The 12,317-nt window shown below is 64.9% G+C and carries 11 protein-coding genes; 8 read left to right on the top strand and 3 right to left on the bottom strand.

Going from position 1 to position 12,317, the window contains the following annotated elements; all coding sequences use genetic code 11:
• Positions 1-102 precede the first annotated feature (102 nt).
• Positions 103-678, top strand: coding sequence for a GNAT family N-acetyltransferase (locus tag GUY37_RS00555; protein ID WP_166820915.1), 576 nt, complete (start codon positions 103-105; stop codon positions 676-678).
• A 170-nt stretch (positions 679-848) separates the two neighbouring features.
• Positions 849-2,321: an amino acid permease gene (locus tag GUY37_RS00550; protein ID WP_166820912.1), complete on the top strand. Its 1,473-nt coding sequence runs from the start codon at positions 849-851 to the stop codon at positions 2,319-2,321.
• Between the two features lie 40 nt (positions 2,322-2,361).
• Here GUY37_RS00550 and GUY37_RS00545 read toward each other — a convergent pair whose 3' ends face one another.
• From GUY37_RS00545 to GUY37_RS00535, 3 genes are all read right to left on the bottom strand, one after another.
• Positions 2,362-3,096: an ABC transporter permease gene (locus GUY37_RS00545; protein WP_166820909.1), complete on the bottom strand. Its 735-nt coding sequence runs from the start codon at positions 3,094-3,096 to the stop codon at positions 2,362-2,364.
• Positions 3,093-3,929 (bottom strand): ABC transporter ATP-binding protein, encoded by an 837-nt coding sequence (locus GUY37_RS00540; protein WP_166820906.1) that lies wholly within the window; start codon positions 3,927-3,929, stop codon positions 3,093-3,095. The genes GUY37_RS00545 and GUY37_RS00540 overlap by 4 nt, the downstream gene beginning before the upstream one ends.
• Positions 3,930-4,038: 109 nt before the next feature.
• Positions 4,039-4,674, bottom strand: coding sequence for a TetR/AcrR family transcriptional regulator (locus GUY37_RS00535; protein ID WP_166820904.1), 636 nt, complete (start codon positions 4,672-4,674; stop codon positions 4,039-4,041).
• Positions 4,675-4,835: 161 nt separating this feature from the next.
• Here GUY37_RS00535 and GUY37_RS00530 point away from each other — a divergent pair, with 161 nt between their 5' ends.
• From GUY37_RS00530 to GUY37_RS00505, 6 genes are all read left to right on the top strand, one after another.
• Complete coding sequence (locus tag GUY37_RS00530; RefSeq protein WP_208094730.1) at positions 4,836-6,116, top strand: pyridoxal phosphate-dependent aminotransferase; 1,281 nt, start codon at positions 4,836-4,838, stop codon at positions 6,114-6,116.
• A 78-nt stretch (positions 6,117-6,194) separates the two neighbouring features.
• A complete protein-coding gene (locus tag GUY37_RS00525) occupies positions 6,195-8,093 on the top strand; it encodes a helix-turn-helix domain-containing protein (protein WP_166820898.1) in 1,899 nt (632 codons plus the stop codon).
• Between the two features lie 150 nt (positions 8,094-8,243).
• A complete protein-coding gene (locus tag GUY37_RS00520) occupies positions 8,244-9,518 on the top strand; it encodes a hydroxymethylglutaryl-CoA reductase, degradative (RefSeq protein ID WP_166820895.1) in 1,275 nt (424 codons plus the stop codon).
• On the top strand, positions 9,515-10,450 hold the full coding sequence (locus GUY37_RS00515) for a hydroxymethylglutaryl-CoA lyase (RefSeq protein ID WP_166820892.1): 936 nt from the start codon (positions 9,515-9,517) through the stop codon (positions 10,448-10,450). Before GUY37_RS00520 ends, GUY37_RS00515 begins: the two co-directional genes overlap by 4 nt.
• 48 nt (positions 10,451-10,498) lie before the next feature.
• Positions 10,499-10,921 carry a hypothetical protein gene (locus GUY37_RS00510; RefSeq protein ID WP_166820889.1) on the top strand — a complete coding sequence of 141 codons (423 nt, stop codon included), beginning with the start codon at positions 10,499-10,501 and terminating at the stop codon, positions 10,919-10,921.
• On the top strand, positions 10,918-12,303 hold the full coding sequence (locus GUY37_RS00505; protein ID WP_152348949.1) for a tripartite tricarboxylate transporter permease: 1,386 nt from the start codon (positions 10,918-10,920) through the stop codon (positions 12,301-12,303). Before GUY37_RS00510 ends, GUY37_RS00505 begins: the two co-directional genes overlap by 4 nt.
• Positions 12,304-12,317: the final 14 nt, after the last annotated feature.

The following is a 12,317-nucleotide window of genomic DNA, read 5'->3' as shown; positions in this document are numbered from 1 at the left end:
ACGGCTCGGCTGGATCCGATGATGCGAACGCTGTCGGACGCTCCCAGCGAAGCGTCCGGCATCGTTCGTCGTCTCCACAGGTCGACCTGGCAGAGTAGGCCCATGGAACCGCTCGAACTTCCGCTGACCACCGACCGACTGCGTCTGCGCACCTATGTCGAATCCGATGCCGAGGAGCAGCTGCGCATCTTCTCCCGCGAGGACGTCTCCCGTTTCCTCCTCGAAGATCCGTGGACCGCCGAGGCGGCCCGGACCAAGGTCTCAGAACGCATGCGGCGTACGGGGCTCGAGACCGAATCCCGTGCCCTGGCCCTGGTCATCGAGACTGCCGATGGTCTCGATTCTATTGAAGGCTCACACGTCATCGGGGACATCGCGATCTGGCTCGAAGACGGAAGTGATGAGAAGGCGGAGATCGGCTGGATCCTCGATCCGGCCGCCAGCGGCCATGGCTTCGCCACCGAGGCAGCCATCGCGGTCCTCAACGTCGCTTTCGATCATTACGGCCTCCACCGGGTGTTCGCGCAGATGGATTCCCGGAACGCCGCCTCGGCGAAACTGGCTCGCAGGATCGGAATGCGGGAGGAAGCGCACCTGCGCAAGGACTGGTGGTCGAAGGGCGAATGGACCGACACTCTCATATTCGGAATGCTCTCAACCGACCGACAGACGGCCTGACTCTCGGCCGTCTGTCCGACTCGACTTTCTGAGATCTCGGACTCTTTCTCCCGGCATCCGTTCTCTGCCGCCGTATCGGTGTGAAAGTCTGATGTGGCCCTGGGGCCGGTCAGACGATCAAACAGGCAAGGTGACCTCGGGCAGTCGAGAGAAGAGGACTACAGACACCGATGGCTCCAGCCGACAAGGACCGCAACGAGGCGCTCCCCAGCGACGAAACCGCGAACGGACACGAAGAGAACGTCGGCCTGAAAAGGGAACTGACCGCCCGTCACATCCGCTTCATGGCCCTCGGCTCAGCCATCGGCACCGGCCTCTTCATGGGCTCCTCCGAGTCGATCCAAGCCGCAGGACCGGCTGTGCTGCTCGCCTACATCATCGGCGGTGCCGCCGTCTTCATGGTCATGCGCGCCCTCGGCGAACTGGTCGTCCGCCACCCCGTCTCCGGCTCTTTCGGCCAGTACGCCTCCCGCTACATCCACCCCTTCGCCGGATTCCTCGTCGGCTGGACCTTCGCCTTCGAAATGGTCCTCGTCGCCGTCTTCGACGCCACCGCGATCGGCGTCTACATGGGCTTCTGGTTCCCGGAAGTCCCCCGCTGGATCTGGGTGCTCGCCGTCGTCTTCTTCATCGCCGCGATCAACATGATCGGCGTCAAGGTCTTCGGCGAGCTCGAATTCTGGTTCGCTCTCATCAAGATCGTCGCGATCATCGCCCTCATCGCCGCCGGGGTGGCCATCATCATCTTCGGCTTCGGCATCGCCGACCACGACCAGATGGGCCCCCAGGCACTGGTCGACCACGGCGGCTTCTTCCCCAACGGATTCTGGGGGCTGCTCTCATCGTTCACCATCGTGATGTTCGCCTTCGGCGGCATCGAGATCATCGGCGTCACCGCCGGCGAGGCGCAGAACCCGAAGCAGGTGCTGCCGGCCGCCATCAACTCGGTGCCGGTGCGCATCCTCCTCTTCTATGTCCTCACCCTCGGCGTGATCATGTGCATCCTGCCCTGGAACCAGATCACCTCCGAGGTCAGCCCCTTCGTCGCGATCTTCGACTCCGTCGGATTCAGTGCAGCCGCCGCCATCCTCCAAGTCGTCCTCATCACGGCGGCTCTGTCGGCCATCAACGCCGATATCTTCGGCGCAGGCAGGATGCTCCACGGCCTGGCCGAACAGGGGCAGGCCCCACGATCCTTCGCCCGTACCTCGCACAGCGGCGTGCCCGTGATGACCGTGGTCACGATGATCGTCGCACTCCTGCTCGGCGTTCTCCTCAACTACCTCTACCCCGATCAGGCGCTGTTCCTCCTCGGTGCGCTGGCGACCTTCGCCACGGTGCTCGTATGGCTGATCATCCTCGCCTCCCATATCCGGATGAAGAAGGTGATCGCCGAGGAGGCACGCCTTCCCAGCGAATTCCCCATGCCGCTGTGGCCGGCGGGCTCCTGGATCACCGTGGCGTTCATCGTCTTCGTCGTCGTCATGGTCGGCATCGTCCCCGATTCACGACCGGCGCTGTGGGTCGGACTGCTGTGGGTGGCTGCGCTGTGGCTGTGCTACCTCGCCTTCGTCCGCGGTCAGGGCCGCCGACCCTTTGAACTCACCGACCGCACCGAACCCATGGGGCCCGGACGGAACTGACGCTCCGGTTCGCGACGAACCGCGACGTCGCCGCCAGATCTCACGGCGTCCGACGCCGCAGAGTCAGCGATCCGATGATGATGGCACCGACGATCCAGCAGGCGATGAAGAGCACCCGCAGCCAGATATAGGCATTGTCCTCATCTCCGGTCGAGACCGCCCCGAGCGCGTCGATCGCGTGTGACAGCGGCAGCCAGTCGCCGATGACCTCGAGCACGTCGGGCAGCTGATCGCGCGGGAGGAAGATCCCGCCGAGCAGGATCTGCGGGAACACGAACACGGGCATGAACTGCACGACCTGGAACTCCGTGCGGGCGAAGGCGCTGGCCAACAGCCCCAACGCCGTGCCGAGCAGAGCATCGGCGATCGCGACGACGAAGAGCAGTCCGACCGATCCCTTGATCTCAAGCCCGCACACCAATGTTGCGTACCCGACGGCCACCGCTGTCTGCGCCACGGCGAGGAGACCGAACGCCAGGGTGTATCCGAGGATGAAGTCGCCGCGTCCCAACGGCATCGACAGCAGACGCTCGAGAGTTCCGCTGCGACGTTCGCGCAGTGTGGCGATGCTCGTGACGAGGAACATGACGATGAAGGGGAAGAGCGCGAGCATCGCCGGTCCGATGTCGGCGAACACTTCGGTCTCGTCGAAGATCCACGCCACTAGGCCGATGAGGAGGCTGGGCACGATGAGCAGCAGCGCGATCGTACGCGGATCGTTCCGGATCTGAGCGAGGACGCGTCCCGTCGTCGCCAGGGTGCGCATCGGATTCATCGCCTGCCTCCTCTGTCCCCGGCATGGCCTCGTCGCCCATGCCCCCGTTTCCCTGGCCCGTCGATTTCGCGCGAGAGCAGATGAGTCCCCGAATGTTGTCGCCCGGCCGATCCCCGACCGGTCGTGTCCCTGTCGATGATGTCGAGGAACGCTTCCTCCGCCGAGGCGGCCCCCGTGGTCGCGAGCAGATCGCGCGGCGTCGTATCGGCGATGATCGCGCCCTCCCGCATGAGCAGGAGCCGATCGCACCGAGTGGCCTCATCCATGACATGGCTCGAGACGAGCAGCGTGGTCCCCTCCTCGGCGAGACCGCGGAAGAGATCCCACAGGTCGGTCCGCAGCACAGGGTCGAGGCCCACGGTCGGCTCATCGAGGACCAGCAGGTCCGGGGACCCGAGCATTGCCGCGGCCAAGGACACCCGATTCGCCTGACCGCCCGAGAGCGTCCGAGCCAGCTGATCGGCCTGCCCGATGAGATCCGTGCGCTCGAGCACCCGGTCGACATCGGTTTTCGGAGCGCCCTGCACCCGGGCGAAGTAGCGCAGATTCGCTCGCACGCTGAGGTCCTCGTAGATGCTCGCCGACTGAGTCATATACCCGACCCGATGCCGCAGATCCGCCGACCTGGCATGCCGACCCAGCACCTGTACCCGCCCGCCTGCGACGATCTGGACTCCGACGACGGCCCTCATCAGCGTCGTCTTCCCGCTGCCGCTGGGCCCGAGCAGGCCGACGACAGCGCCCCCGGACACATCGAGGTCCAAGGAGTCGATGACGGTCCGACGGCCCCTCCGGATCGTCAGTCCTCGTGCTTCCACCGACTTATTCATCATGTGATGAATATGACATCCGAGAGTGCTCCGGTCAAGAGTTGTCACCCACAGATCTCATAAGCGCCGCCCCATCGCCGATGAGCGGCAGCTGCGCTGGAGCCGTTCGGGCTCAATCCGCGTCGCTGACCCCATCGAGATGCCCCTGCACCGCGGGCGACAGGCGTGCGGTGAGACTGTCGACGGACATCGACGCCAGCGGTTCGAGTTCGAGGACGTGGCGAAACATGAGCGCACCCGCCATCTGAGTGAGGACGAGCGTGGCCCGCAGGTCCGCCTCGGCCCGGTCGACACCGCTGTCCTCGATCCTCCCCGCCACTGCTCCTTTGAGCTCGCGCAGCAGAAATTGTCTGATCAGCCGGCCGGCCGCCGAGTCGCTGACCGCAGACCGCAGAACGGTCACCCCGATCGACTTCACGCTCGAGTGTTCCCAGGCGCTGAGCACCGTGTGCACGAGAGACTCGCCGAGGCGGTCGTCCGATACGTCGAAAGCCGAGCGGATGATGCGGTCGGGTCGAACGGGAAGCCTGACCACCTCGGCGAAGAGGCCGGCCTTGGACTCGAAGTAGTGGTGGACGAGCGCGGAGTCGACCTGGGCACGGCGGGCGATGCCGCGCAGAGATGCCTTGTCATAGCCCTTCTCGGCGAATTCGGCCGCAGCGGCGTCGGTGATCGCGGCTCGCGCGTCACTGCTGCCCGCCTTGCGCGGGCGCCCCCTCCGGCGGGGCCCCGGGTTCAGATCCGCCATGGTTCCCAGAGTATCGTGAGACCAAGCTGCAAAAGGTCTGCACAACAATCCGCCGCGCCCGGCAAAGGTCTGGGAAACGGGCCTCTGTTTGGTCAGAACCACCTCGGCGGGGGTCCTAGCGTGGATATAGCAGCAGTCGTATGAAAGGTTTTTCGGTTCACATGTTCAGGCAGTCGTCGAAGTTGGCCAATGTCCTCTATGACATTCGGGGGCCCGTCCTCGAAGAGGCCCAGGCGATGGAAGCCGCCGGGCACACGATCCTCAAGCTCAACATCGGCAACCCTGCCCCGTTCGGCTTCGAAGCCCCCGAGGCGATCGTCCAGGACATCGCCGCGAACCTGCCGGTGACCCAGGGATATTCCGACTCGCGGGGAATCCTCTCCGCCCGCCGTGCGGTCGTCCAGTACTACGAGACTCGCGGCATCCACAATCTCGGCACCGACGAGGTCTTCCTCGGCAACGGTGTCAGCGAACTCATCACCCTGAGCCTCCAGGCGCTGTGCAACCCGGACGACGAGATCCTCGTGCCCGGTCCGGACTATCCCCTGTGGACCGCCTCGGTCGCACTGTCCGGCGGCACCCCGGTCCACTACCGCTGCGCAGAAGAAGACGCCTGGCAGCCGGATCTGGCAGATCTCGAATCCCGGATCACCGAACGCACCCGCGGAATCGTCGTCATCAACCCGAACAACCCGACGGGCGCGGTGTACTCGAAGGAGACGCTGCAGAAGATCGCCGACATCGCCCGCCGTCACGACCTCATCGTCTTCTCCGACGAGATCTACGAGAAGATCACCTACAACGGCGTCGAACTGGTCAACATGGCCACGCTCACCGGCGACGACGTGCTGTGCCTGACCTTCTCGGGTCTGTCGAAGGCCTACCGGGTCGCCGGCTACCGTTCCGGCTGGCTTGCGATCACCGGACCGCTGAACGAGGCGCACAGCTACCTCGAGGGCATCAAGCTGCTGGCGAATATGCGCATGTGCTCGAACGTGCCGGCACAGCACGCCATCCAGGCGGCCCTCGGCGGGAAGCAGTCGATCGACGACCTCGTCCTGCCGGCCGGTCGCCTCGGCCAACAGATGCAGGTCGCCTACGAGGGCCTGAATTCGATCGACGGGGTCTCGGCGCACCGGGCCGACGGAGCGCTGTACATGTTCGCGAAGCTCGATGTCGAGAAGTTCGGCATCACCGATGACGAGCAGTTCGCCCTCGATCTGCTGCGCGAACAGAAGATCCTCGTCTCCCACGGCACGGCCTTCAACTGGCCGAAACCGGACCATTTCCGGCTCGTCACCCTGCCCTCGGTCGAGGTGCTCACCGAGGCGATCGAACGCCTCGACACGTTCCTCTCCGGTTACCGGCAGGTCGCTCCGACGACGTGTGAGCTGCCCATCGTGCGCGAGCATGAGGTGCGCGGAGCCGCAGCCGCCGGCTGACGGCGACGACGGCCCGGGCGAATCATCCGTCCGATGCCGGGTGCGGCAGAGGCACCGAGCCCCTGCGACACTGGTCTCATGACAGAGATCGATGATGAGTCGGGGACCGTGTCCGCGGCCGCCGTGGCCGAGATCGTCAGAGCCCTCTCCCGCGGAGTCGATCTCGACCGCGCGGCCCTTGCCCGCGGTCTCGAGCACCACCCCGACCTCATCGACTCCTTCTCCGATCTCTCTGCGACCATGACCCGGTGGAAGCAGAAGGATCACGAGCGTTCGGCCCTGCTCGAAAGCGCCTCGGAGCTCATCCGCGTGCGAGACACCGAGAAGCTGCTGCAGAAGCTCGTCAATCGTGCCCGAACACTCATCGGATGCGATATCGCCTACCTCTCCCAGTACTATCCGGAGACCGACGACCTGCGTGTTCAGGCCAGTCGCGGAGCGATCTCGGCGAATCTCAATGAGCTGCGCGTGCCTCCCGGCGTCGGCCTGGCAGGACAGGTCGTGCGCGATCGCGCCGCACAGTGGACGTCGAACTACGATCTGACCCGACTGCCTCACGAAAGACGCGTCGACTCCGCGGTGAAGGCCGAGCGCATGGAATCGCTCCTCGGAGTGCCGATGGTCGTCGACGGCGAAGTCCTCGGCGCCCTCTTCGCGGCCAACCGCTACCCACATGACTTCACCGCCGACGAGATCACCCTGCTGTCGGCTCTCGCGGACCACGCTTCCGTGGTACTGAAGACGGCGCAGCTGATGGGAGACCTCGCAGAGGCGGCCCAGGCCTCCGCGGACGCCGAGGAGACAGCAGCCGCGCAGGCCAGCACCCTCCGACGGCTTGTCGAAGTCGAGGAGCAGCTGACGCAGCTTGTCCTGCAGGGACGGGGAGTCCCGGCAGTTCTCGACGCCATCTCCGAATTGCTCGAGGCCGACGTGATCGTCGTCGACAGCGGACGCCTCGGCTCTCCGAGCTTCCTCGCCGATGAGACGTTCTTCGACGGCATAACGGTGAACAATGCCGACGTCCGAACGGCGCTGAGTCGCAGCCGGGCGACGGGCCGAAGCGCACAGGTCGCTGGTGCACAGCACCTGTACGTCGCCTCAGTGGCGTCCCACCGCCGACAGCACAGCGGACTGTTCGTCCGTTTCAACCACGAACCGGCGGACGGCGACGCGAACATCGTCGCCCAGGCGGCGCAGACGCTCGCGCTCATCCGAATGAATGAACAGGCCCGGGCCGATGCCGAGAACCGAGTCCGTGGAGAACTCGCAGTCGACATCATTGCCGGCACACGTGATCTCAGTGAGCTCGAGGCCCGCTCCCGAACCGGCAGCTTCAGTCTCTCCGGCCCGTGGAGACTGATGACGATTCAGGGCGACATCGAAAACGATGACCGCATCGGCGCTCGCCTGGTCCGCGTCGAGCCGCGAATTCTCATGACGCAGCGGTCCCCCGGGATCACGGTGCTCCTCCCCAGCACCGTGATCCGCGACAGGCCCACCTTGGACACGCTGTTCGAAGAGTCGGGCGCCCTCGACAGTTCGCTGGTGATCATCTCCGACACCGACTACGACCGGAAGCAGCTGCGCACTGCCGAGGACGAAATGTGGTCGTGCATCCGCATCCTCAATTCCCTCGGCATCAGCGAAGGGATCTTTCCCACGGAGGACTTCGCGCCTTACACCGCAATGTTCGGCACCGTGCCGGAGCAGGCGGAGAGTTTCATGCAACGGATGCTCGAGCCGCTGCGCCGATGGGACCGAACCCACTCGGCCGAGCTGCTCTCGACGCTGCGAGAGTATTTCGAGTCCGGCATGAACATCCGCAGAACCGCGACTCAGATGTCAGTGCATGTCAACACCGTCAAGCAGCGGTTGGAGCGAGCCGATCTCGTGCTCGGTCAGGAGTGGAGGGCACCGGAGCGGGCGTTCCGCCTCCAGGTCGCGCTCCGCTTGGACAAGCTGAAGTCATCTCTCTAGACCGTTATGTCTGGAACAGCCATAGCTGTGCGACATTCACGTCCGAAAAGGACATGGAAGATTCGCGCGTGCATTGTTTGACTGACCTCTGCGGAGGAACTCCGACCGACGGCCGATGTCGGCCGAAGACGACCTGACTGGAGATACACGATGGCAGAGAACAGCCGAATTGCCGACTTCCGAAACATGTCGGTCGACGATCGCAGGAAAGCCGTGGCAGCCTCGACCGGGCTCGACGCCGAACTGTTCAGCCAGCTCGATGCGGACGCTTTCGGTCCCGAAGACGCCGCCAACCTCAGCGAGAACATCTTCGGCGTGTTCTCGCTTCCTCTCGGCGCAGCCACCAACTTCACGATCAACGGCACCGACGTGCTCGTACCCATGGCGACCGAAGAGGCCTCGGTCATCGCCGCCGCCAGCAATGCAGCACGGATGGCACGTCCGCACGGCGGCTTCTTCACAAGCTCGACCGAGCCCGTCATGCAGGCGCAGATCCAGCTCATCAACGTGGCGGACCCGCAGGCCGCGCGCACACGGATTCTCGAACGCCAAGCAGAGATCATCGACCTGGCCAATGCGCAGGACCCCAAGCTCGTCGAGGTCGGCGGCGGAGTCAAGAGCATCGAGGTCCGCCTCGTCGAGGCGCGGACGATGACGTATGTTCTCGTCCACCTCCTTGTCGATGTCCGAGACGCGATGGGGGCGAATGCGGTCAACACGATGGCTGAGGCGGTCTCCGGGACCGTGGCAGCCATCGCCGGAGGCGACGCACTCCTGCGCATCCTCACCAACAAGGCGGACCGTCGACTGTCTCGGGCACGGGCAGTCTTCGACCGGGAACTGCTCGGCGGAGACGAGGTCATCGACAACATCCTCCATGCCTACGGACTCGCCGCGGCCGATCCCTATCGAGCGGCCACTCACAACAAGGGCATCATGAACGGCATCTCCGCAGTCGTCCTCGCCACCGGGAACGACACCCGCGCGGTCGAGGCCGGAGCGCACTCCCATGCGCTCGTCGACGGCCGCTACTCTTCGCTTTCGACGTTTGAGAGGAATGCCGACGGCGACCTGGTCGGCACCCTCGAGATGCCCATGCCGGTCGGCCTCGTCGGAGGCGCCACCAAGGTCCATCCCGCCGCGCGCGCAGCTCTGCAGATCGCCGAGGTGGCGAGCGCACAGGATCTCGCCGAGATGATCGTCGCCGCCGGCTTGGCGCAGAACCTCGCGGCACTGCGAGTTCTCGCCACCGAGGGCGTGCAGCGCGGACACATGTCACTGCATGCGAAGAACCTCGCTGCCTCTGCCGGAGCGAACGCCGAGGAGACCACGATCATCGTGGACCGCCTGATCGAAGAGAAGGCCTTCCGGTTCGACAGAGTCCAGTCCATCCTCGACGAACTCCGCTCCGCTGGGTCGCGATGACGGCACAGCTTCCACAGCAGTTCGCGCCGTCGGACCTGCCGACCGCGGTCAGTGTCTGCGAAGTCAGCGCTCGAGATGGTCTGCAGTCGCAAGCACGCACGCTTCCTGTCTCAACCCGGCTCGAACTGATCCGGCGGCTCTCCGATGCCGGCCTGAAGACCATCGAAGCCGGAAGCTTCGTCTCTCCGCGGGCCGTTCCCCAGATGGCCGACACCCGATCGGTGCTTGCAGGGCTCGACCTGGACTCCGATCTCGCGTTTTCCGTCCTCGTCCCGAACCGGAGGGGTCTCGATGATGCCGTCGCAGCGGGAACGAAGGATGCTTCGGTCTTCATCAGCGTCACCGAATCATTCTCGCAGGCCAACCTCGGCGGTTCCCTCAATCACACCACCGATCGCAGCCTCGAGGTGGCACGAGCGGCGACTGCGGCGGGCCTGCGGGTGCGCGGCTATCTGTCAATGGTCTTCGGGGACCCCTGGGAAGGCGCGGTCGATCCTGAACGCGTCGCGACAGCTGCGCGTCGCCTCGTCGATGCGGGCTGCCTGACGATCTCGCTCGGCGATACCATCGGAACCGCGACTCCCGGTCATGTGACCGCTGTTCTTGATAGCCTGGTCGGCGCCGGGATTCCGATCGATCGGATCGCCCTGCACACCCACAACACCTATGGCCAGGCGCTTGCGAATGTCTACTCCGCGCTTCAAGCAGGTGTCAGTCAGTTCGACGCATCGGCAGGAGGGATCGGTGGCTGCCCCTTCGCCCGCACCGCCTCCGGAAACCTGGCGACCGAGGATCTTCTCTGGATGCTCCAGGGTCTGGGCATCTCGACCGGCGTCGACATCGACGCCGTGGCGACGGTCAGCCAGTGGCTGGGCGAGCAGCTCGGCATTCCGCTTCCATCCGCAACATCCTCGGCCGTCCTCGGCCGGTAGTTCCATCGTTCACGTTCCCGACAGCCGTCGGCCTACAGAAGGCAGGCAATGATGCCGCAATTGCTCGAGGTGTGGAATGACACCGTCGACCCCAGACATCTCATCGGCGGTATCGCCATAGCCGTCGGGACAGCAGTCCCGGCCTATCTCATCGCCGATCATCTCTTCGCCGCCGGAGGAGACGAAGCGCTGGGTCACTCCTATGCGCTCCTCGTCGGCATCGTCGGCTGCATCGTCGGCGCCGTGATCTCCGGGCTTCTGTTCAAACCCAAGAGAGTGATCACCACCTCGGCAGCCGACACCCGCAGCCGCCAGGAGATCATCGACGAGGTCGTCGAGGAATACGGGGATCTCGGTGACCCCCGTGACCTCGGTCCGGCGGTTCAGGCCGAAGTCCGAGCCCTCGGTCTCTACGACGCCCTCGTCGACAACCATGAGGCGCGCGCCCAAGAGAAGGGCGGGCACCAGTGACTGCGGAACTCATCGAACCGATCCTGTGGGCAGTCGGGATGGCGCTGCTGGCCGGGGTGCTCTTCACCGGCATCGGATTGATCTCGGGCACGGACGAGACGGCGATCGTGGCACCGCTGGCGCTGCTTGTCATCCTCATCGGTGTGCCGCCTGCCGGGGTGATCGCCTTCTTCCTCGCCGCGATCATCGCCAAACACATCTCCCACGCCGTACCGACGACTCTCCTCGGAATCCCGGGTGACACCACAGCGGTGCCGATGCTGCGTGAGGCGCAGCTGCTGAGGTCGCTCGGAATCCCGCATATCGCGCTGCAGAAGGCGATCTCCGGTGGAGTCGTCTCAGTGGCCATCGCCATTCCGCTGTCGATCGTGTTCGCCCTCGTCCTCACCCCTTTCGCCGAGGCGATCGGCGCTGCCGCGCCCTGGATCTTCATCGCCGCGGCCGTCCTCGTCGCCTACACCTCGAAGGGCAAGCTCGCTGCGATCGCCGGGCTCATCCCCTTCGTCCTGCTCATCGTCGGCCTGCAGGCCTTCATCATGGAGCAGAAGGAAGCGACGTTCACCACTTCGTTCTTCCTCGGCATCGCCACCGGGCCGCTCATCTTCGACCTGTTCGCGGCACTCTCCCCCGTCGGACGCCGCTCGATGCAGCAGTCGGGCAAGCGGGAATTCAACCTTGCCCCCGACGTCCGGCCCGCAGGGGGATCGAGGATGCCGAACCCCTTCAAGGTGCTGACCGGAAAGCAATTGGCATACACCAGCGGTTCAGCTGCGATCACCAGCGCGACCTTCGTCTTCTCCCCCGTCGCCATGGCTGTGCTCATGGGCGAGATCGTCGGAAGCCGGGTCAAGAACGGGTACGAACGACTCACCACCGTCATCACTGTCCGCAACGGAACCACAGAGTCGACCTACATCGCCGAGACTCTCATCCCGCTCATCGCGATCGGCCTGCCGCTGTCACCGATGGCGGCCGGTCCCGCAGGACCCCTGTTCAACGCTCCCCCCGTCTATACCCTCGATGCTGAAGCGGGAACGACGAACAATCTCCATGACCTGCTCACGACCGGTGAGTTCGCTCTCTTCTCCGTCATCGCGGCGATCATCGCCGTCGCCATCGCCTACCCCTTCGTGATGACGAATGCCCATCGGGCGGCGACCTGGGTGATGAAGTCGGTCTCCCACGAAGCGATCATCGCCGGTTTCGCCGCGCTCATCTGCGTCATCTGCCTCTATGAAGGCGGACTGTTGGCTCTGGGTGTGACGCTCACCGTCGGACTCGTCGGCGGCCTGTTCAACCGGTTCATCGGCATGCATGCGGGAGTCCAGTTCATGGGCTACTACGTCGCCGTGCTCACCGTGCCCGCACTCCTCGCCCTCTGAGACGCATTCTGACC

It is taken from the genome of Brevibacterium limosum, assembly GCF_011617705.1.
Taxonomy (GTDB): Bacteria; Actinomycetota; Actinomycetes; order Actinomycetales; family Brevibacteriaceae; genus Brevibacterium; species Brevibacterium limosum.
This window is presented reverse-complemented; position numbering and strand designations above follow the sequence as displayed.